The sequence below is a fragment of the Cupriavidus sp. GW821-FHT02F09 genome (assembly GCF_059421605.1).
The window spans coordinates 21,133-45,170 of record NZ_JBWKVH010000026.1; the positions used below are offsets into that span (position 1 = coordinate 21,133).

At 63.0% G+C, this 24,038-nt stretch carries 21 protein-coding genes and 4 pseudogenes; 15 read left to right on the forward strand and 10 right to left on the reverse strand.

Going from position 1 to position 24,038, the window contains the following annotated elements:
• Positions 1–37 precede the first annotated feature (37 nt).
• From AC07XB_RS25005 to AC07XB_RS25025, 5 genes are all read left to right on the forward strand, one after another.
• On the forward strand, positions 38–1,567 hold the full coding sequence (locus tag AC07XB_RS25005) for a UxaA family hydrolase (RefSeq protein ID WP_492829884.1): 1,530 nt from the start codon (positions 38–40) through the stop codon (positions 1,565–1,567).
• On the forward strand, positions 1,564–2,496 hold the full coding sequence (locus tag AC07XB_RS25010; protein WP_492829807.1) for a 2-dehydro-3-deoxygalactonokinase: 933 nt from the start codon (positions 1,564–1,566) through the stop codon (positions 2,494–2,496). The genes AC07XB_RS25005 and AC07XB_RS25010 overlap by 4 nt, the downstream gene beginning before the upstream one ends.
• 1 nt (position 2,497) lies before the next feature.
• A complete protein-coding gene (locus AC07XB_RS25015) occupies positions 2,498–3,136 on the forward strand; it encodes a 2-dehydro-3-deoxy-6-phosphogalactonate aldolase (RefSeq protein WP_492829805.1) in 639 nt (212 codons plus the stop codon).
• A gap of 67 nt (positions 3,137–3,203) precedes the next feature.
• Positions 3,204–4,097, forward strand: coding sequence for a fumarylacetoacetate hydrolase family protein (locus tag AC07XB_RS25020; RefSeq protein ID WP_492829803.1), 894 nt, complete (start codon positions 3,204–3,206; stop codon positions 4,095–4,097).
• Positions 4,094–4,852 carry an SDR family NAD(P)-dependent oxidoreductase gene (locus AC07XB_RS25025; protein WP_492829801.1) on the forward strand — a complete coding sequence of 253 codons (759 nt, stop codon included), beginning with the start codon at positions 4,094–4,096 and terminating at the stop codon, positions 4,850–4,852. Before AC07XB_RS25020 ends, AC07XB_RS25025 begins: the two co-directional genes overlap by 4 nt.
• A gap of 71 nt (positions 4,853–4,923) precedes the next feature.
• Here the strand turns inward: AC07XB_RS25025 and AC07XB_RS25030 are convergent, their stop codons facing one another.
• The gene (locus AC07XB_RS25030) at positions 4,924–5,841 is read right to left on the reverse strand and encodes a LysR family transcriptional regulator (RefSeq protein WP_492829799.1); all 918 of its coding nucleotides are present in this window, start codon (positions 5,839–5,841) and stop codon (positions 4,924–4,926) included.
• A 95-nt stretch (positions 5,842–5,936) separates the two neighbouring features.
• Here AC07XB_RS25030 and AC07XB_RS25035 point away from each other — a divergent pair, with 95 nt between their 5' ends.
• On the forward strand, positions 5,937–7,448 hold the full coding sequence (locus AC07XB_RS25035) for a CoA-acylating methylmalonate-semialdehyde dehydrogenase (protein ID WP_492829797.1): 1,512 nt from the start codon (positions 5,937–5,939) through the stop codon (positions 7,446–7,448).
• An 88-nt stretch (positions 7,449–7,536) separates the two neighbouring features.
• The gene (locus tag AC07XB_RS25040) at positions 7,537–9,198 is read left to right on the forward strand and encodes a GMC family oxidoreductase (RefSeq protein WP_492829795.1); all 1,662 of its coding nucleotides are present in this window, start codon (positions 7,537–7,539) and stop codon (positions 9,196–9,198) included.
• A gap of 39 nt (positions 9,199–9,237) precedes the next feature.
• On the opposite strand, the pseudogene AC07XB_RS25045 reads toward AC07XB_RS25040, so the two are convergent.
• The 3 genes and pseudogenes from AC07XB_RS25045 to AC07XB_RS25055 form a co-directional block, all read right to left on the reverse strand.
• Positions 9,238–9,749: pseudogene (locus AC07XB_RS25045) on the reverse strand (PDDEXK nuclease domain-containing protein); the annotation flags it as partial.
• Between the two features lie 75 nt (positions 9,750–9,824).
• Positions 9,825–10,223 (reverse strand): hypothetical protein, encoded by a 399-nt coding sequence (locus AC07XB_RS25050; protein WP_492829793.1) that lies wholly within the window; start codon positions 10,221–10,223, stop codon positions 9,825–9,827.
• A gap of 69 nt (positions 10,224–10,292) precedes the next feature.
• The gene (locus tag AC07XB_RS25055) at positions 10,293–10,820 is read right to left on the reverse strand and encodes a M15 family metallopeptidase (protein ID WP_492829791.1); all 528 of its coding nucleotides are present in this window, start codon (positions 10,818–10,820) and stop codon (positions 10,293–10,295) included.
• 168 nt (positions 10,821–10,988) lie between these two features.
• Between AC07XB_RS25055 and AC07XB_RS25060 the strand changes: the two are divergent.
• The 7 genes and pseudogenes from AC07XB_RS25060 to gcvH all read left to right on the forward strand — a co-directional run.
• A pseudogene (locus AC07XB_RS25060) lies at positions 10,989–11,229 on the forward strand (transposase); the annotation flags it as partial.
• Positions 11,230–11,318: 89 nt separating this feature from the next.
• A pseudogene (locus tag AC07XB_RS25065) lies at positions 11,319–11,558 on the forward strand (PLP-dependent transferase); the annotation flags it as partial.
• Positions 11,559–11,691: 133 nt separating this feature from the next.
• Positions 11,692–11,838, forward strand: coding sequence for a hypothetical protein (locus AC07XB_RS25070; protein ID WP_492829890.1), 147 nt, complete (start codon positions 11,692–11,694; stop codon positions 11,836–11,838).
• 227 nt (positions 11,839–12,065) lie between these two features.
• The gene (locus AC07XB_RS25075; RefSeq protein WP_492829882.1) at positions 12,066–13,025 is read left to right on the forward strand and encodes a Bug family tripartite tricarboxylate transporter substrate binding protein; all 960 of its coding nucleotides are present in this window, start codon (positions 12,066–12,068) and stop codon (positions 13,023–13,025) included.
• Between the two features lie 41 nt (positions 13,026–13,066).
• Positions 13,067–14,548 carry an NAD(P)-binding domain-containing protein gene (locus AC07XB_RS25080; RefSeq protein ID WP_492829789.1) on the forward strand — a complete coding sequence of 494 codons (1,482 nt, stop codon included), beginning with the start codon at positions 13,067–13,069 and terminating at the stop codon, positions 14,546–14,548.
• A gap of 57 nt (positions 14,549–14,605) precedes the next feature.
• Entirely contained in the window at positions 14,606–15,778 is a 1,173-nt protein-coding gene (locus AC07XB_RS25085) for a CMD domain-containing protein (RefSeq protein ID WP_492829787.1), read from the forward strand.
• Positions 15,775–16,143 (forward strand): glycine cleavage system protein GcvH, encoded by a 369-nt coding sequence (gene gcvH / locus AC07XB_RS25090; RefSeq protein WP_492829785.1) that lies wholly within the window; start codon positions 15,775–15,777, stop codon positions 16,141–16,143. The genes AC07XB_RS25085 and gcvH overlap by 4 nt, the downstream gene beginning before the upstream one ends.
• Positions 16,144–17,907: 1,764 nt before the next feature.
• Here the strand turns inward: gcvH and AC07XB_RS25095 are convergent.
• Positions 17,908–18,267, reverse strand: a complete 360-nt coding sequence (locus tag AC07XB_RS25095; protein WP_492829783.1) for a hypothetical protein — start codon at positions 18,265–18,267, stop codon at positions 17,908–17,910.
• An 84-nt stretch (positions 18,268–18,351) separates the two neighbouring features.
• Between AC07XB_RS25095 and AC07XB_RS25100 the strand changes: the two are divergent.
• Positions 18,352–19,172 (forward strand): annotated as a pseudogene (locus tag AC07XB_RS25100) (PDDEXK nuclease domain-containing protein); the annotation flags it as partial.
• A gap of 52 nt (positions 19,173–19,224) precedes the next feature.
• Here AC07XB_RS25100 and AC07XB_RS25105 read toward each other — a convergent pair.
• The 5 genes from AC07XB_RS25105 to AC07XB_RS25125 all read right to left on the reverse strand — a co-directional run bounded on the left by AC07XB_RS25105 (position 19,225) and on the right by AC07XB_RS25125 (position 24,035).
• Entirely contained in the window at positions 19,225–20,184 is a 960-nt protein-coding gene (locus AC07XB_RS25105) for an IS5 family transposase (protein WP_492829781.1), read from the reverse strand.
• 134 nt (positions 20,185–20,318) lie between these two features.
• A complete protein-coding gene (locus AC07XB_RS25110) occupies positions 20,319–20,756 on the reverse strand; it encodes a hypothetical protein (protein ID WP_492829780.1) in 438 nt (145 codons plus the stop codon).
• Between the two features lie 770 nt (positions 20,757–21,526).
• Positions 21,527–22,420, reverse strand: a complete 894-nt coding sequence (locus tag AC07XB_RS25115; RefSeq protein ID WP_492829777.1) for a hypothetical protein — start codon at positions 22,418–22,420, stop codon at positions 21,527–21,529.
• Positions 22,421–22,431: 11 nt separating this feature from the next.
• A complete protein-coding gene (locus tag AC07XB_RS25120; RefSeq protein WP_492829775.1) occupies positions 22,432–22,791 on the reverse strand; it encodes a hypothetical protein in 360 nt (119 codons plus the stop codon).
• A 200-nt stretch (positions 22,792–22,991) separates the two neighbouring features.
• The gene (locus AC07XB_RS25125) at positions 22,992–24,035 is read right to left on the reverse strand and encodes a glycosyltransferase family 2 protein (RefSeq protein ID WP_492829772.1); all 1,044 of its coding nucleotides are present in this window, start codon (positions 24,033–24,035) and stop codon (positions 22,992–22,994) included.
• Between the last annotated feature and the right edge of the window lie 3 nt (positions 24,036–24,038).

Consider the following 24,038-nt stretch of genomic DNA (forward strand, 5'->3'; position numbering starts at 1 on the left):
CCATCAGCAACCCTTCAACATACTTTCTTTGCATCACATGCCAAGCCTTCATTTCATTCGACTGCGTCCAGAAGACGATGTCGTGATTGCCACCCAGCCGATCGCGGCTGACACACCGCTTCCCGACCTTCAAGTCACGACCGTCGAGGACATTCCCCCGGGGCACAAGATCGCTGTGCGCGACCTCCCAGCCGGCACGCCTGTGCGCAAGTACCACCAGATCATCGGCATTGCCAGCACCGACATCGCGGCGGGCGCACATGTGCACGTCCACAATCTCGCGATGACCGACGTGGCCAACGACTACGCCATTGGCGTTGACGCACGGCCCACCGCCATGGTGGAAAAGCCTGCCACTTTCATGGGCATCGTCCGCCCGGATGGCCGTGTGGCAACGCGCAACTACATCGGCATCCTGATCAGCGTCAACTGTTCAGCCCGCGTGGCGCGCGCGATCGCCGACCACTTCCGGCGCGATCTGCGGCCCGAAGCGCTGGCGGACTTTCCCAACGTGGACGGTGTCGTCGCGCTCACCCACGGCACTGGCTGCGGCGTGGACGTGCGCAGCGACGCCATGGCCATGATGCGGCGCACGTTGGCCGGTTATGCGAACCACCCGAACTTCGGAGGCGTGCTGATGGTCGGCCTGGGCTGCGAGGCCAACCAGATTCCGGAAATCCTGGCCACGGGCCACCTCAGCACCGGATCGACGCTGCGCACGTTCACCATCCAGGAGCGAGGCGGCACAGCCAAGACGATCGAATATGGCATCGAGCAGGTCAAGGCCATGCTGTCGCTGGTCAACGACGTGCGCCGTGAGCCCGTGTCTGCATCCCACCTCACTGTGGGCCTGCAATGCGGCGGATCGGACGGCTACTCCGGCATCAGTGCCAATCCTGCGCTGGGCGCGGCGGTGGACCGGCTGGTGCGCAATGGCGGCACGGCCATCCTGTCCGAAACGCCCGAAGTCTATGGGGCTGAGCACCTGCTCACCCGGCGCGCTGTAAGCCAGGAGGTAGGCGAAAAGCTAATCCGGCGTATGCAGTGGTGGAAGGACTATTGCGCGCGCAATGGCGCCGCAATGAACAACAACCCATCGGCAGGCAACAAGGCGGGGGGAATCACCACCGTGCTGGAGAAATCGCTGGGCGGCGTCACCAAGGGCGGAACGACCACTCTGAATGATGTGTACGAATACGCCGAACCCGTCACGGCCAAGGGCTTCGTCTTCATGGACTCTCCTGGCTTCGATCCGATCTCCGCGACGGGCCAAGTTGCATCTGGGGCCAACTTGATCTGCTTCACCACGGGTCGCGGCTCTGCCTTCGGCTGCGTTCCCTCGCCGTCGCTCAAACTGGCCACCAATACGGCCATGTACAACCGGCAGCAGGACGACATGGATATCAATTGCGGCAGCATCGTCGACGGAACGGCCACGGTCGAGGAACTCGGCGAGGAGATCTTCCAAATGATCCTCGACTGCGCCTCGGGCACCCGCTCCAAAAGCGAGGCATTTGGTTACGGGCAGGACGAATTCGTTCCATGGCAGTCGGGGGTGATCACTTGAGCCTGCTCCAGGTCGCAGCCGCCGATGCGCCCGCCTATGTCGCCGTGGACTGGGGCACCAGCAGCATTCGCTGCTGGCTCATGTCCGTCAAGGGCGTGCCGCTTCATGAAAGCCGCGGAAGCGAAGGCATGCTGCACTGCGCACGTGCCGGCTTTGCTCCGGTGCTGCGGCAGCATCTCGACCAGATCGGCGCGGCCCGGAGCCTGCCGGTGCTGATCTGCGGGATGGCTGGCGCCAGGCAAGGCTGGGCCGAGGCGCCCTACCTGCATACGCCCACGCGGCTGGACGCGCTGCATGAAGGCGCCATCCGGGTGGATACCGAAGGCGACGTACGCATCCTGCCCGGTATTGCACATGCTCTGGCCGATCACCCCGATGTCATGCGGGGAGAAGAAACCCAACTGCTCGGCGTGACCGAACCAGATTTCTCCGGCCTGGCCTGCATTCCTGGCACGCACTGTAAGTGGGTGCGGATCGAGGCGGGTCGCGTCGCCGGTTTCTCCACCTATATGACGGGGGAACTGTTTTCCACCCTCTCGCGGCACAGCATCCTGGCGCACGCCGTGGAGTCGGATCGAAGCCTCACCCGCGACTGCCAGGCGTTCCATGACGGGCTAGCCATGGCCCGCGCGGAGCCGACCGGCCTGACTGCCTCGCTGTTTCGCATACGCGCCGCGCAGTTGCTGGGCTTCGAGCAGAAGGCCGATGGTGCTGCCCGCTTGTCGGGCCTGCTGATCGGCGCCGAGATCGTCGATGCCATGCGCCAGCACGGCCTGCAGCACCCCGTGCGACTCGTCGCCGCCGGCGCCCTGGGCCGGCTTTACGCGGCCGCTCTCGGCAAGCTGGGTTTCGACGTCACGCCGGTCGATGCCGAACAGGCATCGCGCGACGGTCTGCGCAAGGCTGCCACACACATCTGGGAGTTCTAACATGCGTGAATCCATGGCCTGGCCGCAGGTCGAGCGATCACTGATCGCCATCCTGCGCGGCGTCCGTCCGGATGAGGTCGAAGCCATCGGCGAGACCCTGCTGGCATGCGGCTTCGAGTTGATCGAGGTGCCGCTGAATTCGCCCGATCCATGGGCGTCCATCGAGCGCCTAGCAAAGCGGTTCGGCAATGACTGCCTCATCGGCGCCGGCACCGTCCTCACGGCCGACGATTGCGCCCGCGTGGCCGATGTGGGCGGCCGGTTGGTGGTCAGCCCCAACGTGGACCCCGACGTGCTGGCGATGGCGCGCTCGCGGAGCATGGTCACGCTGCCAGGCGTCTTCACCGCGACCGAAGCATTCCTGGCATTGCGCTGCGGTGCCTCCGCGCTGAAGTTCTTTCCCGCCTCCATCCTGGGCCCCGCGGGCATGGCCGCCATGCAGGCCGTGCTGCCCAGCAATACCGTCATGGGCGCGGTGGGTGGGATTTCGGACAGGAACTTCGCTGACTATATGGCGGTGGGCATTCGCACCTTCGGGCTTGGCAGCAGCCTGTATCGCCCCGGCATGACCGCTTCTGATGTCCGCAAGACGGCCCAGGCATCGATTCAGGCATACGACCTGGCCATCCCCGCACGATGATCCTGACCATGGCATGAAGAAAAACGGGTGTCCCTAGTCCATTCATTGAAACAACAAGGAGCTAAACATGCGCTTATTGAGATTCGGCGACTTTGGTCGCGAAAAGCCCGGCCTGCTTGATGCCGACGGGAATATCCGCGACCTCTCGTCCGTCGTCACGGACATAGTACCCAGGACCTTGGGCACAGGTCTGCTTGAGAAAATCCGGAACCTGCCGCCGCAGGTCATCGCCGAATTGCCCATCGTCGACAGCGGCATCCGGATCGGCGCCCCGGTCGGGGACATCGGCAAAGTAATCGCCATCGGGCTGAACTACGTGGACCATGCGGTGGAAGCCAACTTGCCGATCCCTGACGAACCCGTCGTTTTCATGAAGGCCGTGACGTCGATCGTCGGACCCGATGACCCCGTCGTGATGGCGCAGGCCTCGACGAAAAGCGACTGGGAAGTCGAGCTGGCCATTGTCATCGGCGCTGTTGCTCGCGACGTAGACGAAGCGAGCGCGCTCGGCTACGTTGCCGGCTACATGGTAGCCAATGATGTCTCGGAACGCGAATGGCAGTGGGACCATGGCGGCACTTGGGACAAGGGCAAGGGTTTCGACACCCATTTACCGGTGGGCCCTTGGCTGGTGACCGCCGACCAGATCCCCGATCCGCAGGCGCTGGACTTGTCGCTTCATGTGAATGGCGAGCAGCGCCAATGCGGAAACACGCGCACCATGATTTTCACGTGCGCGAAGATCATCAGCTATGTCAGCAAATTGGTGACCCTGTTGCCGGGTGACGTGATCATTACCGGCACACCTCCCGGCGTCGGCATGGGCATTAAACCGGAGCCGGTTTACCTGCGCGACGGCGACCGCATGACGGTGAGCGTCGAGCACCTCGGCGTCCAGGAGCAGACGGTACACGAATACAACCCGGCGCTTCTGCCGAATTTCTCAGTGATGATGAAATGAACAGTATTGATCTGACATGCCGCAAAGCCATCGTGACCGGTGGCGCGTCGGGTATCGGCTATGGAGTGGCAGAAAGATTGGTTCGCTCAGGCGCCACCGTGTGTCTATGGGATTACGACCAAACCGCCATCGACCACGCCCTGGCGAAGCTCAATGACCTCGGTGGAGCCCAGGCCAATGCATCGGTCGTGGACGTCACCCAATGGGTTGCCGTGCAGGAAGCGACCAAAGATGCAGTCCAAAAACTCGATGGCATCGACATCCTGGTCAACAGCGCGGGGGTCGCCGGGCTGAATGCACCGACCTGGGACTATCCTGTAGACGAATGGTCAAGGGTGATTGACATCAATCTTACCGGAACGTTTTACGTCTGCAAGGCGGTGACACCTATCCTCAATGCCAATGGCTGGGGACGCATCGCCAATATTGCCTCGGTCGCAGGCAAGGAAGGCAATCCCAACGCCGCTGCCTATGCAGCGAGCAAGGGCGGAATCATCGCCTTCACCAAGGCACTCGGAAAGGAACTCGCGACCACGGGTGTGCGAGTCAACTGCGTCACGCCTGCGGCTATCGACACGCCGTTGCTCGGCCAATCCACGCCGGAATTCGTCGCCTACATGAAATCGAAGATTCCGATGGGGCGTTTTGGCCGGATCGATGAGGTGGCCGCGATGGTCGCATGGATGTGCAGCGAGGACTGCAGTTTCACGACGGGCGCCGTGTTCGATCTTTCGGGCGGGCGGTCGACCTACTAGCGCGCCAGGCGTGCGTCGGACTCGGCCCCGAGCTTGTGCCGCTGCGATTGAGATGGCCCAGTCATCTCGATCTAGGCCCAAACCGCATCAAGTGCGGCCCACGCCGCCGCGATGACAGGTTCTGCCGTGCGCTCGGCGCGGCACACGAAGCTCAGTTCGCAGTCGAGCGATACACAATCGGCGATGACTAGGCCGCGTGCCTGCGCCTCGTGGATGGCGATCGAGTCGCGCACCAGCGACAGGCCCACGCCGCTGCGAACTAGGTCGAGCATCGAGGGCTCCTGATCCACCATGGAGACGCGGCGAGGTTCCAGGCCCGTGAGCGATCCAGGACCGAACACCCGTTGCTGCAGGCGATTGTGAACGCTGGATGGCGGCGTGGCCAGCCAGGGAAGCGCGGCCAGGGCCTTCCAGTCCTTGCCGCGCACTTGCGGGCCCCAGCCCGCTGGCGCGAGCACCCGATAGGTGAAGCGCGTCAGTGCCTTGCGCGCCCAAGGCGCACCGACCGGATCGTCGGGCAGGTCGAGAAAGAAGCCGACGTCGATTCGCCCGCTGTCGATAAGGGCCAGGACCTCACCGCTCATGTCATGGTGCAGCACCGTATCGACCTGCGGGCTGGATTCGACGAGTTGGCGCAGAAAGCCCCCCAGGCGGGTGAATTCGGGGTCCAGGATCGTCCCGATGCGCAGCCGTCCGCGCACTGCGGTGTGCAACGCGGCCGCGGCGCTGGCGAACTCGCCGAGGCTGGCAAGCGCTTTGTCCGCCAGCGGCAGCAGCGCGGCGCCGTCGGGCGTGAGGGCCATGCCCTGGGGTGTTCGTTGGAAAAGCTTGACGCCCGTGGCCGCTGTCAAGGCCTTGAGCTGCAGGCTCACAGCCGGTTGGCTCAGGTGCAGTCGCTCGGCTGCGCGCGACACGTTGCCCTCGCGGGCCACCACGGTGAAGGCGCGCAAGGCCTGGGGTTCGACAGGTAGGCGAGGTCGGATCGACATAAGTGTTATTTGAAAATCTTATTAAGTGAGTGCACTCTTCTCATTGGATTTATGGGCAGCTCAGGGGCAAGCTGCAGTTTTCCATGGAGGCATTCATGAGTATTTCCAATATTAATCACTTTGTCGACGGTACTGTTTTTGCAGGGACATCGGGCCGCACGCAGGACGTGATCAATCCAGCCACCGGCCGCGTCACGGGCCATGTCGCTCTGGCCAACCATGCTGACGTGAACGCAGCGGTGGCTGCCGCGCAGGCCGCGTTTCCCAAGTGGGCCGAGACGCCGCCGATCCGCCGCGCGCGCGTGATGTTCAAGTTCCACGAACTGCTCAACAGGAACAAGGACGCGCTGGCTCACGCGATCACCGCCGAGCATGGCAAGGTCTTCACCGACGCGCAGGGTGAGGTGGCGCGCGGCATCGACATCGTGGAATTCGCCTGCGGCATCCCGCAGTTGCTCAAGGGCGACTTCACCGACCAGGTGTCCACCGGCATTGACAACTGGACGCTGCGCCAGCCGCTGGGCGTGGTGGCGGGCATCACGCCCTTTAACTTCCCGGTGATGGTGCCGATGTGGATGTTCCCGGTCGCCATCGCGGCTGGCAATACCTTCGTGCTCAAGCCGAGTCCGACCGACCCGACGCCGTCGTTGCTGATCGCTGACCTGTTCAAGCAAGCCGGCCTTCCCGATGGTGTATTCAACGTGGTGCAGGGTGACAAGGCGGCTGTGGACGCGCTGATTGAGCACCCGGACGTGAAGGCCATCAGCTTCGTGGGCTCCACGCCCATCGCCAACTACATCTATGAGACCGGCGCGCGCCACGGCAAGCGCGTGCAGGCGCTCGGCGGTGCGAAGAACCACATGGTCGTGATGCCCGATGCCGACATCGACCAGGCGGTCGACGCGCTGATCGGCGCGGGCTACGGCTCGGCTGGCGAGCGCTGCATGGCGATCAGCGTCGCGGTTCTGGTGGGCGACGTGGCCGACAGGCTGCTGCCCAAGCTGATCGAGCGCACGAAGACGCTGAAGGTGCTCGACGGCGAGAATCTCGCGGCTGAGATGGGCCCGATCGTGACGAAGGCCGCGCACGAGCGCATCAGCGGCTACATCGCGCTGGGCGAGCAGGAAGGCGCCAAGCTGCTGGTCGATGGCCGCGGCTTCGATGGCAAGCAGGCCGGTGAAGGCTGCGGCGAGGGCTTCTGGCTGGGCGGCACGCTGTTCGACCACGTCACGCCCGACATGGGCATCTACAAGGAAGAAATCTTCGGCCCCGTGCTGGGCTGCGTGCGCGTGAAGGATCTGAAGGAAGCCGTGGATCTGATCAACGCCCACGAGTTCGGCAACGGCGTGGCCTGCTTCACACGCGACGGCAACGTGGCGCGCGAATTCAGCCGCCGCATCCAGGTGGGCATGGTCGGCATCAATGTGCCGATCCCGGTACCGATGGCGTGGCACGGCTTCGGCGGCTGGAAGAAAAGCCTGTTCGGCGACATGCACGCGTATGGAGGGGAGGGCGTGCGCTTCTACACCAAGCAGAAGTCGATCATGCAGCGCTGGCCCGAGAGCATCGGCAAAGGCGCCGAGTTCGTGATGCCCACCGCGAAGTAGTGCTGCCCGGCGCGCTTGCGACGCCTTGCTCCGATCGAGGAAGCGTTGCCGTGCCGATCAAGAAAACCAAAAAGAACTCGAGGCAAGCATGAGCGACAACACCACATTCGACTACATCGTCATCGGGGCCGGTACGGCGGGGTGCCTGATGGCGAACCGACTGTCGGCCGCCCCGCACAAACGGGTACTGCTGATCGAGGCCGGCCGCAAGGACGACTACCACTGGATCCATATCCCGGTGGGGTATCTCTATTGCATCGGCAATCCGCGCACCGACTGGCTCTACCAGACCGAGCCCGATGCCGGCCTGAACGGGCGCAGCCTGCGCTACCCGCGCGGCAAGACGCTGGGCGGCTGCTCCAGCATCAACGGCATGATCTACATGCGCGGTCAAGCGCGTGACTATGACCACTGGGCCGAGCTCATTGGCGACAGTGCGTGGCGGTGGGACAACGTACTGCCTGACTTCAAGCGCCATGAGAGCCACTACATGGGCGACAAGGAAAATGCCGGCCGGCGTGATGCCTCCTTTCCCGAGTACCACGGTCATGGCGGTGAGTGGCGGGTGGAGAACCAGCGCCTGCGCTGGGATATTCTGGACGCCTTCGCGGAAGCGGCGCAGCAGGCCGGCATTCCCGCCACGGCCGACTTCAACCGTGGCGACAACGAGGGTGTGGGCTACTTCCAGGTCAACCAGAAGGCGGGTTGGCGCTGGAACACCGCCAAGGCCTTCCTGAGACCGACCTGCCACGCTCGGTCCAACTTTGAACTCTGGACCCGAGCGCAGGTCACGCGTCTGCTGACGCAGCACGAGCCTGATGGCAGCGTACGCTGTACCGGCGTGGAAGTGTGGGACGGTAAAGCGCGCGTATCCGTGAAAGCCTCCGAGCAGGTAGTGCTGTGCGCGGGGGCAATCGGCTCGCCGCAACTGTTGCAGCTTTCGGGAATCGGGCCGGGCGCATTGCTGCGCGAGCACGGTATCGAAGTGGTTGCCGATCTACCCGGCGTAGGTGCCAACCTGCAAGACCACCTGCAGATTCGCGCGGTCTATAAGGTGCAGGATGTGCCCACGCTCAACGCGATGGCCTCCACGCTCACGGGCAAGGCGCGCATCGGGCTGGAGTATCTGCTCAAGCGCAGCGGACCGATGAGCATGGCGCCCTCGCAACTCGGTGCGTTCACCCGCAGCGACGCAGCCCAGCAAAGTCCCAATATCCAGTACCACGTTCAACCGCTCAGTCTGGAGGCGTTCGGCGATCCATTGCATGCGTTTCCGGCCTTCACTGCGAGCGTTTGCAACCTCAACCCCACGAGCCGCGGGACTGTGAAGATCCGCAGCGCCGACTATCGTGATTCACCTGCGATCGCGCCGAACTACCTCAGCACGCCGGAGGATCGCCAAGTTGCCGCGGACAGCTTGCGCGTGACGCGCCGCATTGTGTCCCAGCCCGCGCTTGCCAGATACCGGCCCGAGGAGTTCAAGCCAGGCCCACAGTATCAGAGCGACGAAGATCTCGTGCGTCTGGCCGGGGACATTGCAAGCACCATCTTCCACCCCGTGGGAACCACCAGGATGGGGCGCGCGGACGATCCTGCGGGTGTCGTCGACAGCCATCTGCGCGTGCGCGGCATCGCAGGTTTGCGCGTGGCCGATGCGGGTGTGATGCCGACCATCACCAGCGGCAACACGAACAGCCCGACGCTCATGATCGCGGAGAAGGCCGCCGCTTGGATTCTGGCCGGGGTGTAGTGGCCCTACGTCGAAAGAGTCGCTAACACAAGAAGCATGAAGATCAAGATGGAAATCTTCGTCGTCAATCGGAACGCGTTTCTGCCAGTCCACGAAGCTGAAACCCGCGCCCAGGTCCAGCAGGAACGACTCCATTTCGCGGATGAAGCCTCCAAGTCGCCTTCCTGCCAGGTGTCCCGCAAGCCCAGGAAATCGAGGATGTACGGGTCGCGCATGACCAGGGCGGGCGACATGCACTGCGCATCGCGCATCGTCGCCAGTTCCTGCGCGATCGTCTCGTCTGGTTTCTTGGGTAGCGCCGTGCGCTCGTACAGCATCGAGTCGATGCGCTCGCGCAGCGTCCGCACGCTCCGACGCTCGGCACCCGCCATCTAATCCCGCTGGAGCGGGTCTTTCAGCAGCAGCACGACCAGGAAATGCGACCAGCTCAATTGTCGTGACAGCGTCACGACAATTGGCTCGTCCGGGTAGGTAGGGGCGAACTGCACCATCCGGCGCAGGTTCTTGTCCGCGAAGCTGCGGCCATAGTCCTCGACAAGCTGCGCGGCCACTCGGCCGCAGTCCCTCCAGCAACTGCGCGCCTTGCTTGCGCTGGAGGAGTTCTTCCCACGCCGCCTAACGCACCACTATGACTGCAAGCCCCTGAGCCGAGCTGCAACGTAGGGAGCAGCCGCAGTGACCAGTAGAACGACTGGCCAGATGTTGCCATCCTTGAATGTGTACGCCTCCAGAATGGTGGCCCACGACTTACCCTGGAGCCGACCGAATGAAAGTTCGAAGACGAGGGTGAGGGCTAGCCAAAATGCGCCGATCCCGATGAATTGCGCTGGCCGGTGAGTCCCCAGCCATGGCAAGGCAAGAAAGGTGATGACCAGAATGAAGGCGGAAAGTAGCACGCCACTCAGGATGAGTCCTGATCCCTTGCCGAGATGAGGGTTGAGAACGCTTTCACGCAGAGCGCCGTTGGCAACGGCGCAGAAGAGAATGACAAGCCAAATGGTGAGCGCTTTTGCTATGAGTTCCATCACCAGTCCAATAGCGCTCAATATTCTATGCAAGGGGCCTGCCGAAGGCAGATCTCCTCGACTGATGGGCTAGGCACGTGAGTCATCCTTGGTAACTTTTGTCGCGGAAATCATCTCCGGCGCGCAACTTCGGTACTGCGTGAAGGAATGTCCTTTGCGGTGAGCCCAATACTGATCTCCGTAGGAGAAGTGCCACCACTCATGTCCATAGATTGCGAAGGCTTCGCGTTCCATCAGCTGAGTAAGTTGACTCCGATTGCGCCTAGCGGCCTCCGTCAGTGAGGGACAGAAGGGAGCGCGGAGTGCCGGCTCGACCACGGACCAGTCTCGTATTTCCATTCCATAGTCGACCACCTTTCCATGGCCGTCAACTATCTCGACATCAACTGCACCACCAATGGAATGAGGCGGCGTGTTCTTTGTTCCATCCCAATGGAGGACAGGAGATACGAGGACAGTCGCATCGGCGTGTACGGCCTCGGGTGACAGATGCGGACTTCTCTCCCTGACTCGTCGCTTCTCTTGGTCAAAGAGAAGACTCTGAACTTCTTGGCCGCGAAGTCCCTCGTAGAGACGTAAACGATATGGCCTAGGCAAGGAGTCTTGGCTCGCAAGAGCCTGCGGTAGACCTCACGGCGCAAGAGACAGTAGTCGGGCTCTGTTTCTTGACATTCTGGCGAAGGGCCGAATTGAATTCCTCCAGCGAGTCGGATGTCAACGAGGGGCTCCCCACACTCTTGAATGGAAATCTCCGCTGGTTTCATTGATGACAAGATCATACGCCATGTATGCGCGCGGCATGACGGTACGCGAGATCCAGGCGTTCCTGGTCGAGCAGTATGGCACTGAGGTGTCGCCCGCGTTCATCAGCTCGGTAACGGATGCGGTCATGGAGGAAGTCACCGCCTGGCAGGCCCGTCCATTGGAGGTCATGTACCCGGTCGTGTTCTTCGACGCGCTGCGAGTCAAGATGCGCGAGGATGGCGTCGTGCGGAGCAAGGCGGTCGCATTCGTGGTGATGGACAACACTTGGGCCAGCCCACTCTTCTTCAAGCCTTTCGAGCACGGGGTGGACCTGTCCATCCAGGCCACATCGTGGGCGATTCGGACGCGCTGCTGGGTGTAGCCACCGCCAACGAGCGCCCCTTGCAGCAGACCGCGCATGACTTTGGCCAGACCGCCGGGCCGGACGACCTGTATCTGGCCCTGCGCAGCCTGTCGGTGCGGCTGCACCGACATTGGGAAAGCGGCATGCTGTTGGCCGGGAGCATGGCACGCCACGCCATGGTGGACCGGGTTCTGCATCCGGCATTGCCTGGCGACACTGGACATGCGCTGTGGCGGCGCGACTTCAAGGGAGCCAGCGGTCTATTCACCGTGGCGCTGCGTCCCGTCTCGCGCTGGAGGCGTTCTTCGACAGCCTGGAGTTGTTCGGCATCGGCTTGTCCTGGGGCGGCTACGAAAGCTTGTGCCTGCCCATGGATACCCGACGCGTACCGTGCGGCCCTGGACGCACGACGGACCGCTGCTGCGCATCCACGCCGGGCTGGACTCATGCAACGACTTGGTGCGCGACATGCAAGGTGCGCTGAACCGCCTGCAGCAACTGGCCTGAGGGAGTGCGCAAAATCTTGCTCATCGTCTCGGTGAAACTCTTTCAGAGTTGGTAAATATTTTCCAAATACAAAGAAAAAATAAAATAAATTACCAAGTTTTTCAATTTATACACCCATATTGAACTATTTGGCACAGCATTTGCGTTGATTGCACGCACATTCAACCCACTGAAGGAATCCCATGTCGCATCCCACAAGAACCCGCCTGGTGGTCGCCTCCGTGCTGATGGCCGCCGGCATGGCGTTGACGGCAACAGTCGCGCTGGCCGATGCCAGTTGGCCAGCACGGCCCATCACCCTCATCATGGGCTTTCCGGCGGGCTCGGGGGTGGACGTAGTGGGCCGCTCGATCCAGGAGCCCCTGAGCAAGCTGCTGGGCCAGCCGGTCATGATCGACTACAAGCCAGGTGCGGCGGGCAACATCGCCAGCGAGTTCGTGGCGCGCGCCAAGGCCGACGGCTACACCCTGGCCTTCGGCACGGCGGCCACCCATGGCAGCAATGCCGCTCTCTACAAGAAGCTGCCCTTCGATGTGGAAAGCGACTTCGTGCCGGTAGCGCCCGTGCTGGACGTGTCCAACGTGCTGATGGTCAACCCCAACGTGGTGCCGGCCAAGACACTCAAGGAATTCGTCGAGCTCATCAAGGCCAACCCCGGAAGGTACAACTACGCCTCCACGGGCAACGGCACGGGCACCCACATGGCGTTTGCCGAGTTCAACGCACGCCTGGGCTTGAACATGGTGCATGTGCCCTACAAGGGAGGCCCCGAGGCGCTGACCTCCGTGGTGCGCGGCGAGACCTGCTGCATCATGAGCCAAGTGCAGACCGCGCTGCCCCAGTACAAGGCGGGCAAGGTGCGCTTGCTGGGGGTGACCACCTCCAGGCCGGTCGTTGCCGTACCGGAGGTCCCCTCCATCGCGTCGAGCGGCGTGCCCGGCACGCGAGGCTTCGACAGCTCCATCTGGTTCGGCGTGTTTGCCCCGCAAGGCACCAACGCGGCCATCGTCGGCAAGCTCAACGACGCCATCGCCGCCGTAGTGCAGCAGCCCGAGGTACGCGCCAAATTAGAGGCCATGGGCAACACCATCCGGGTGGAGTCGCCCGCGCAGTTCAAGAAGACCGTGCACGACAACCGCGCCAAGTGGGCCGAGTTCGTCACGGCCGCAGGCATCGAGTTGAACTGATCCTTCTCTTTCTGACCTTTCCCGCAACCCCATACAGCAACATGTCCACTGCCGCGAACACCTCCGCCACCTGTCCCCAAGCCATAGGCCTGGCCGCGCTGGAGCAGCGCCTAGCCCAGGATCTTCTCTACTTGGGCCTGCCGCCACAGCCGTGGATGCCCATCCGCAACCACGATGGCCAGCCGGTTCTGGACGTGGTGATCGTCGGCGGAGGCCAGGCGGGCCTGGCGGCGGCGGTGAGCCTGGCGCACCAGGGCATCCAGGCGATCATCCTAGACCGCGCGGCCACGGATTTCGAAGGCCCGTGGGCGACCACGGCGCGCATGGAGACGCTGCGTTCGCCCAAGGAACTGGTGGGCCCGGCCATGGGCCAGCCCGCGCTCACCTTCCGAGCGTGGTTCGTGGCCCAGTTCGGCGTGCCGGCGTGGGACGCGCTGGACAAGATCCCGCGTCTGCAGTGGATGGACTACCTGCGCTGGTTCCGCTGCGTGACCCGGGTGGACGTGCGCAACGACACCGCCGTCACCGACATCGTGCCGCGCGCCGATGACCTAGTGCGGCTGGACGTGCGCACGGCGGCCGGGCCGTCGTGCCTGATGGCGCGCCGCGTGGTGCTGGCCACAGGGCGCGATGGCCTGGGCGGGCCGGCGATTCCCGGCTTCATGCGGGCGCTGCCGCGCCACCTGTGGGCACATTCGTCCGACCCCAACGACTACGCGTTGCTGAAAGGCCAGCGCGTGGGCGTCATCGGCGCCGGGTCGTCCGCCATGGACAGCGCCGCCACCGCGCTGGAAATGGGTGCGCGCAGCGTCGACCTGCTGATCCGGCGGCAGGACCTGCCGCGCATCAACAAGAGCAAGGGCTCTGGCGTGGCGGGCCTGACCCATGGCCACCATGGCCTGCCCGATGCCGACAAATGGCGGCTGCGCCACTACATCAACAGCGCCCAGGTACCGCCGCCGCGCGGCAGCACGCTGCGCGTTTCGCGCCACGCCAATGCACGGTTCCACCTGGGCTGCCCGGTGCGGGAAGTCCACGCCGAGGGCGATACTGTAGTGGTGCGTACGCCCAGGGGCACGTTCGAGTTCGACTTCCTGATTGTCTCCACTGGCTTTGTCATCGACTGGAGCCGGCGTCCCGAGTTTGCCACCATCGCGCCCCACGTGCAGGTGTGGTCCCAGCGCTACCAGCCCCCGGCGGGCAAGGAGGACCAGGAACTGGCCGACTCGCCCGTGCTGGGCCCGGCCTTCGAATTCCAGGAGGTCTCCCCCGGCGCCTGCCCCGGCCTGTCGCGGGTGCACTGCTTCTGCTACCCGGCCACCCTGTCGCACGGCGCGGTGGCGGGTGATATTCCCAACATCAGCGACGGTGCGCGCCGCCTCGCCACGGGCATCGCCAGCCACTTCTACTGCGAGGACTTCGAGCGGCACTTCGCCGCCCTGCAGGCCTACGAGGAGCCCGAGCTGCAGGGCGACGAATGGGAGCCCGCGCTGGCGCCCAACGAGGCCGCGCAAGTGCCCTGAATCGCAGCCAACGCGCCCCACGCATCCACAATCCACCACCAAGGAAGACAAGCCCCCATGATCCTCGCCGATCCCACCTCCGACGTGATCGACCAGAGCGTGCCACTCACGCCGGGCGACGCACTGCACACGCTGCGCCGCCAGCGCCCTAAGATCGTCGATGCCACTCAGGGCAGCTATGCCGCCATGTTCGCCCCCGGCGTGGTCGGTGTGTCGGTCGTCGAGCGGCTGCTCATTGCCTTGCACGCCTGCCGGCTGAGCGGCGCAACATCGCTGGCCGCGCACTACCGTGAATGGCTGGAGGCCGAAGGCGCCGGCGCCGCGCTGGTGGCCACCGCCGATGGCGGGGGCAAGACGCCAGACGCCCGTGTAGCGGCGCTGCTGGACTTCACCGCCAAGCTCACACGCAAGCCCATCGAGGGCGACCGGCAGGCCGTGCAGGCGCTGGCGGATGTGGGCCTGCAACCCCAGGCCATCGTGGCTGTGGGCCAGCTCATCGCCTTCCTGTCCTACCAGATCCGCCTGCACGCGGGCCTGCGTGCCCTTGCGGTCGCCGGCTCCGAGCCGGAGCCCACGCACGCTACCGCGCCGCGCGCCACGGCACCGGCCGGCACCTTGGTGCCCAACCCCATCCGCATCCGTGGCTTCACCAACGAGGTGCTGGACTGGCGCCCCTGGGTGGAGCCCGTGCGCCTGGAAGACGCCACGCCCGAGCAACTGGCCGCGCTGGAAGCCATGAACGCGACCGCCAAGGACCAGGCATACTTCCGCCTGCTCGCGCACCAGCCCGAGATGCTGCTGCAGCGCTCCATCGCCTTCAACGCCATCATGTTCGCGCCTGGCGGCATGCCACGCGCCGAGCGCGAGCTGGGCGCCACCGTGGAGTCGCGCCTGAACGGCTGCGTGTACTGCGCTTCGGTGCACGCGCAGCGCTTCGAGCAGCTGGCCAAGCGCAACGACGTGATCGCACAGCTGTTCAACGATCCCACCAGCGCCGGCACCACCGCGCGCGAGAAGCTCATCGTGCACCTGTCTTCCGTACTGGGCCTGGCTCCCGCCGACTTCGATGTGCCCCATGTCCACGCGGCGCGCGCTGCGGGCCTCACCGACGCCGAGACGTTGGACCTGGTACATGCCGTTGCGTTGTTTGCCTGGGCCAACCGCCTCATGCTCAACCTGGGGGAACCCATCCATCTGGACGGCACACTGGCCGAGAAGGGACATCTGTGATCCGCTATACCGCCGAGCACCTCTGGGTGCGCCTAGAAGAGGGAGGCCAGAGCGCCGTCGCGGGCATCACCCGACACGCGCAGGACACCCTGGGCGACATCGTCCTGGTGGACGTGGGCGCCCGGGGGCCGCAGGCCGAAAACACCGTCATCGGCACGGTCGAATCGGTCAAGACCGCCTCCGACCTGTACATGCCGCTGGACGCGCACATCGTGGAGGTGAACCCGGCCCTGCAGGACCAGCCCGGGCTGGTCAATGAAGACCCGTTGGGCGCGGGATGGATGGTGCGGCTGGAGCACGTGGACACCGCCCGCTTTGCTACGCTGATGGACGAGGCGGCCTACCAGGCCCACACCGGCGCGTAGCGCCATGCGCTCGGGTGCGGGGGCAGGCGGCCTGACCTTGGCCGACCTGCGGGCGGGCGGCTGTTTTGCCATCGTTGTGCCGCCACCGCCCGCATCTGATGCCGGCCTGGCTGCAGCGAGCCGTCAGCGCGGGGCAGTCGGCGGAGCATTTCAGGGTGGCTTGAAATTACCCGACCGACCGGGCTAAGAGGGCGCTGTGGAACAAGGCCGCCCGCTCGGGGGCAGGCGGGGCTGGCAGCCACCATGCTGGGCCCGGAGATCAAGCGCATTTTGTAGGTCTGCGCGCCGCCGACTGATCGCTGCGCTACAGCGGCGCATACCGTAGCGCTCGGATCGTGCGCGTGGAATAGGTAACCGTTCGACAACCAACGGGAGGTTCTCATGACTATTGCGTCGAGGTTCCGACCTCTTCTCTCCTACAAAGGTGAGTCGTTGATACCGCCTCGGCGGCCTACGCGCGAAGGGGTAAGCACGGGAGCTGCTCGATCTCCATGGAACGGACTGCCAAGGTCTGTTCCATGAGCGCGATCGATTCCCGCTGTGCCAACACCAGAGCCTTCTGGGCGTCAATGTTGTCGGGGAGATTGCTAGGATCGATTGGCACGCGCGGGGCGCAGTGGGTTCGCAGTCAGGCGCGGAGGAAGCGGTTCCCGGCGACACCACTGCATACAAGGCAGACTGGCCCAATTGGCTGGGCGTCGCTTCCTACTGACCAATGGACGCGATCAGAGCATCGACGTATCGCCGCGCCCAGAGAATTGCATGATCCTGTGCACCCTGACTTGTTGCATATCTACCGAGGTCCGCGGACTCCACAGAAAAATACGGACCAGGTTGGTCCCCATTTCGCACGAACCCTCTGGACTCGTACTTGCCATCGCCTGCGGGATTCGCGAGGCCCTCAATCACATAACCCCGATACATCTCAATCGACATTGTGCAGCTCCCACCCTCTTTCGTTTGGAAGAGATGCACAGGGTCAGGGCCTGCCCGTGCGCTCACGATAACCATGCTAGTCGCCAATCTGAGAAGCGGGCAAGCCCAGATCGCCGCGCGCGGACAGGATCCCACATCGCCCGGCACCACGGTCCCTTCTGTCGAGGGGTACAGCCATGACCGGCAACATCATGTGCCAGATCGAGGGTGATGACCTTGTCATCATTGACACTGCGAAGGCTCTGTTTGCTGGATGCAAGCCTGATGACGATTGCGGTCGCGTGTAACACCAAGTGCGGGAACGTTTCAAGACCTTTTCGCTTGGCCGGCATAGACGGGACATGGCGTGGCGAAACGATGAGTTGCCGAAGGCTGACCAGAGCGTGCATGGACGACTCTGATGGGAAAAGCAACGATCACGATGCGCACACTCTCGTACACCCTTTGCCGGAACCGCCACGACAAACCACTGGCGGTTTTGGAGTCCCCATTGGGCAACGGACAAGAGCTACATCCGGAAGCGCTACGCAGGTTGGCGGCGCAGCTCCTACGCATCGCGGACGAAGCCGCGGCATTAGGCCCGGGGCGGCGGTTCCCGCTTCCGCACAAGTCTTCCGCTGCGTATTGAACGGAAAGGCGCTACCTTTGAGCGCCATCGCCGATGGCACGGGGGATCCTGCCCCTGCATTACGATCACAGCGGTGTGGCTGGGGAACCGGCGTGAGATCTACTGTTGAGAGGGGCGTCGTCGTGTCGGTTTAGAACGGGGGCGCAAGCAGATCGCCTTGCACGGAAGCGTTGGCTGCGGGTTTGCGTTTGCGCTTGGGTTCAGGAAAACCCGCCCGGTTCAGGGCACGGGAGACTTCGTTCAGGTTGTGCCAGATCGTGGCTACCTCGTCTGGAGAGAGCCGCTCGGGGCAGCATCAATGGCTTGTACGAGCTCAGCCAAACGGCGATGCGCGGTGTCGAGCACGAGGTGGTGCTGCGCTGTTTTAGCTGATCGTGCTGGGCGGAGAGCCAACGCGTCAAAGCAGACCGCTCGTCCTCGTCGAGCAGGGCAAACAGCGCCTTGGTGGGGCCGTCGCTGTGTCGGAACGTTCCGACGACGGTCTGCCGTGTCCGGCGCAAGCTGAGGTCACGTTCGGTGCGTATCAGCTTGACGAGATTGCCTTGTTCGCGGATCAGCATCTGGCGGTCCCTGAGTCATGGATGAGAGCAAGCATACCGCATCAAGCAGGCCGCCTCCCGGCCTGAGTGGTCGGCGCTGGGCGAGTGGCCCGACCAGTTTCTTCCTTGCCGCTGCCTCCCGACTATGCTGATTGGCTTGCCTCACTCAAATCCCGCATCGGGCGAGCGCAGCAACGCGCGGCGACTGCCGTCAACCAGACCTTGGTCACGCTGGACTGGAATATCGGCAAGGAGATCCTTGAGCGGCAGGCTAAGCAGGGGTGGGGCGCAAAGGTGATCGAGCGCTCAGCGCGTGATCTGCGGCAGGAGTTTCCCGACATGAGCGGGCTCTCGCGCTCCAACCTAATGGCGATGCGCGCATTCGCCGAATGCATGGCCCGATGCCGCAATTGTCCAACAGCTTGTTGGACAATTGCCCTGGGGACACAACCAGGCGCTGCTGCAGAAGCTCAAATCGGTCGAGCAGCGCCAATGGTACGCACAGCAAGTGGCCGCGCATGGCTGGTCCCGCGCCGTACTGGTGGCGCGGATCGAAACTCGCCTGGTCGATCGGGCGGCACAGGCGCCAAACAACTTCGCCGCCCAATTGCCGTCGCCGCAGTCGGACCTGGCGCGGGCCACACTCAAGGATCCCTACGTCTTCGACTTCCTGAGCTTGCGCGCCGATGCGACGGAGCGAGTCCTCGAGACAGCGCTAGTCGACCACATTACCCGTTTCCTGCTCGAACTTAGGGCCGGTTTTGCCTATGTTGGCCGTCAGGTCCATCCCGAAGTGGGGGGGCGAGGACTTCTATCTCGATCTGCTCTTCTACCACCTAAAGCTGCGCTGTTACATCGTAATCGAACTGAAGACAGGCGCCTTCAGGCCGGAGTATGCGGGACAGATCAGCTTCTACCTGTCGGCGGCGTTGTTGCATAAATCAGATCTGAAAACAAAGGTTTCCCGTGCTGATGAATTCAGGCGATGCGGACGGACTGCGGGCGTGCAAGGGCCGCCATGCGGTTGAGTACGCCGACGCGGATCGCCACCTCGGCCGCCTGGGCCCCGACATCACGCGCCCACAAGCGATTACCCGTGAGTGTCTTGAGCCAGTACATCAAGTTCTCGACCAGCGAACGCCGGTGATAGCCGCTGGACGTCTTCCATTCGCGCCTGCCACTTCGGGCAATGGCGTCAATGGCCTCGTTGCGCCAGACCGCACCGGACGTGGTCTGCGGCCATGGCATCGCTCCCTCACGCGGCGGAATCGACGGTTGCGCGCCTCGCGCAGCAATCGCCGCGTGGCATTGCTTCGTGTCGTATGCGCCATCGCCACCGATAATATCGATTGGCGTATCGGTGGGGATTTGATCGAGCAACTCGGGCAACACGTCAGCGTCGCCAACGTCCTGATGTGTCATCAAAGCTGCGCTTACCTGGCCTGTCTTGGCGTCCATCGCCAGATGCACCTTGCGCCAGGTGCGCCGCTTCGAGTAGCCGCGCTTGCGCACCTTCAACTCGCCCTCGCCGAATACCTTCAGGCCAGTGCTGTCGAGCACCAGGTGCAGCGTCTGACTGGCGCGCTCCACCGGCAGCACCACGTTCAGATCCTGCGCGCGGCGACTCAGAGTCGTGTAGTTCGGGACTGGCAAATCGGCGAAGGCGAGCTTGCGAAGGCTATGTGCAAAGCCCTGAAGCGCACGCAACGGCAGACGGTACACCTGCTTGATTCCGAGCAGCATCTGAATCGCCGCGTCCGAGTAGACGTGTGGCCGGCCACGCCTGGGCGACGCCGCCTCGGGCGCTGCATTCATCACGCTTTCATCGATCCACATCGTGACGTCGCCTCTCGCGATCAAGCCTGCGTTGTACTTTGCCCAGTTCCTGACACGGTAGGTCCCCTTTGGCTCTCCCCGCTTGTGTTCGTCCTTGCGCATCTCTCGGGCAAAAATCGAGAATCTACGCAGTTACCCGAAGAGTTAACAGGGGCGCCGCCCAGACCGTTGCGCGTAAACGTCAGGGCCCAGCCAGACACCCGGATTTATGCAACAACGCCAATCAACGCTGACCGCTATTGTTTATTCTTGAGCAATGTGACCCGAGCCCCAAAAATCACACCCAGCGTATTCAGCAGAAGGGGTGGCCAGTGAAACTGAGCCGCCGGGTTGGCGAAGAACGCGAAGAGGTGGTTGACGCCGAGAAGGGCGAACAGAACCGTGCAGCCGGTGGCAACCGCCAGCGCCATGCGATCATCATCAAGCCGCAGCGCCATGATGACGATGATGGCCAGCCCCACATTCCAGAACGCGATCTCGCGCTGCCAGCCGGGGTTGCCACCCCAGACGGATTTCTCCGCGCCCAGATACTGGAAGCCGATCTGCACCAGAAAGGACGAGAAGAATGCGACAAGGCAAACAATCAGGAAGATCCTCGTCCGTCGGTTCATTGTCTTCTCCCGGCGGTTCCAGCGTTCTGCATGGTCAGGTTGGTCATCACGTTCATCATCCATAACATTTTATATGAACGCCCCCGATGCGCTAGGTTTTCTTGTGTTCTAGGCTTAAATTTGACTTCTTCCGTGGGGCCTGTCGCAGCGCGATGTGGGATAATTACGGAGAACCTACGAAGGGTCGTGTCGAAGACGTATGAACCACTAAGATGGAATTCGCGTTCCTCTTGCGGCGATACTTAGGCCGTCTTTGGATGTAACGATTTTTATGACGAATTTTTCATGATATAGTTCGCATGATCGTGAATTTTTTACAATATAGTATGTCGTATCCATAGTCATTCTTGAAGCTTTATGTGCTGATCCGGAAATGGATGTCAATCTGGGCAAGTCCTCAGCTGCGCCAACTTGACCGTGCTCGAATTGATGAAGCCGCCGGCCGTCATGTGGCGCCCAGGACATAGCGGAATAACCAAAGGAAGGCAGGGCAGGCCAAAAAGCACAGCGGCGCCGAAATCGAGTGCCGCGCTCGCCGCGCCGGCCAACATAGAAAGCGGTCCTCCGACCGCCGGCCCAGCCAGCATACAGAGGTAGTCGACCGTGTACCCATCCGATGGGGCGCGTCTGCGATTGTAGGATACGCGCAGGTACTTCAGGGGTGCCGTCCGCTGGATCGTAAAGAACATCCGATTCTGTGTGGCAACTGAGCAGTTGCGGGATTGGCGATAGCTCGCCGCACAACACCGTCTCGCGCCTAGATGCAATCCGACAATCTTTCGATGCTGTTCCAGAGCAGTAGCAATAATGCAGATTGCTACGGGATTGCCTCCCTATTGAGGGCAGAGATGGGCTACGCACTCTGAGCAGCCCAGGTGCGCTCCGCCATTCGAGCCGGTCTGCGTGCCAGGTCTCGCGGTCAGTGCTTCGGCGAAGAGCGTAACCATCGAGGATAGCGCCGCATGACGCAAGCTTTGGCTCATCACCTCGAAGGTTTCCATGGGGATGTCCTGCACCACTTCCAGTGCCGCCATGAGTCGGATGACAACGGCCGCGGGATCCATGTCGGGCGCACTTTCGCCCTTGCGCATCTGATCCAATGCCGTTACCAGTTCAATCAGGCGATTTTGCTCGGATGTGAGATTCATAGTCTTGAACGGGAACTGTGTCTGCTGCGCCAGGAAATGCGCGAGCGGCTGGGTTAGTCTGGAGGCCCTTGTCTGGGCCTGGGGCGAGCCGTTTGCGAGAGTCCGATCAGGTGTCGCTGCGGCAGCGGAGTGATATCCATGTTCAAGCTGCGGCCAATAGCACTCTGTCGGGACTGGATGAGCGCCGACGCCGGTGCTCAGCCAGTCCCGGTCGCAATCCAGCGCCTTTGCAATGTCCGTGGTGTACTTGCTGGCTCCGGCGTTTCTGCGTCGGTTGAGCAGGTATTGGATGTTCTGCGGCTTGCAGCCGCCGCCGACGCGGCGGGCCAGTTCGCTCTGGTGGCATCGTGGATTCAGTCCACGGCACTTCATGGCCCAGGCCAGGCGTTCGGCGTAGCTACTGCGCCATAGACCGGAGTCGTAGGACGGCCCGCATGTACCGGCGCAGGGAATGGTTTGCAGCAGGCGTACCAGATGCATATGCTGCCGGAAGGTGACTCCGCCGACGCCGGCTGGTTGGCTCTTACCCGCTAGCATGAAATATGGAGGCATTTTCTGCATGGGATGCGTTGTCGGCATTAGTTGTCGCGTCAGGGTTCGTTGGAAGAGTGGGGAGACCGAGGTTCGGGCGGCGCCCAATCCTTCGCATCGGAATCGCCTGCATCATGCGGGCTCACGTGGAGGGAGATGTGCATGCCGGGGAACGAATCCTCCGCCGCCGAGATCGCATCCTGCATGGTTGCGAATTTCTCAGACAAGGCGATGACATAGCTGGCAGTCAGCATCTTGACTAACCAGCCGTCGGAGTGGCGAAGCACCAAGACCACTGGCAACGGCTGCGGCATCGGGGTCATGTCAGGCGATGGCAAGGCTGCACTCTGTCGCATTGGATTGATGGATTGAAGGGGGCTGATGAGCGCGCAGCTACGGCGCAATTCACCGACGCGCATTTCTGCTTGTCGGAACAAGTCCGCGCAAGCGCGTCCGAAGGACTTTTCGACTCAATGAGCAAATGAGCAGGTCCCACTCTAGTCTGGCGTCAAGGGGTGGGCAGTGATTGCGATCACAATCGTGGTCTGTCCGCGACAGTGCAATGTGGGGCCGGCCAGGCGCGATCCGGCCGCGGCAAGCCGCGCGGCCTGTCGTGAGGCTATCGCTGTTCGAGATTGTCTTCCGGGCGCACGATACGTGGGAACTTCCCGGCCGCGATTACCGCGCGTGTTACGGCGGTGTCCTCGCTAACGGGTACGATCCCGGAAACTCGGTCGCGCTCTTCGTCGCTGCGATTCTGTTTGCGCACGATATAGGTCGGGCGCTGTTTCTGCGCGTCGTAGAGCCTGGCCAGATAGATAGCCAGGATGCCAACCGCCAGCAGTACCACGCTGCTGAACGCCGCCTGCGCGATGATGACAGTAGTGAAGCCGTCGAGGGATTTGCCCAGCAGGAAGCGTGCGGCAGTCTGCATGATCAGCAGGAGGCTGAGTACCACGCCGACGAAGCCGACCACGGCTATCACCTGCAACGGGAAGGATGAGAACGCGATCAGGTTGCTGATCGAGTAGCGAAACAGTCCGAGTACCGACCAGGAGGAGCTGCCGGCCACGCGCGGTGCAACATCGAAGGGGATATCGACCTGGCGAAACCCGACCCAGGCGACTAAGCCGCGGAAGAAGCGGTCGCGTTCCGGGCAGCGCAGCACCGCGTCGACCACCTGGCGATCGAGCAGCTTGTAGTCGCTCGCGCCGCGAAAGCTCAGTCCAGTGGCGTACTGGAACAGACAGTAGAATACCCGCGCCGCCGTGGCGTAGGCTAGGCGCTCCTCGCCGCGATGCTGCTTGCGGGCGTTGACTACGTCGGCTCCGTGGCGCCATGCCGCGATCATCTCCGGGATCAGCGAGGGCGGGTGCTGCAGGTCCGCGTCGATAAATAGCACGCCGTTGCCGCACGCGTGTGCGAGCCCGGCTTCCAGACCTGCTTCCTTGCCGAAATTGCGGGAGAAGTGGATGCAATGGACAAAGGGGTGCCTGCGCGCGAGGCCATCTGCCACGGCGGCGGTGGTATCTGTGGATCCGTCGTTGACAATCAGGATCTCAAAATTCGGGACGGCGTTCGCCACCTGCAGCACGATGCGCTCGACGGTCAGCTCCAGAGTGGCGGCCTCGTTGAAGGCGGGAATGACGATGGAGAGATCCACGGG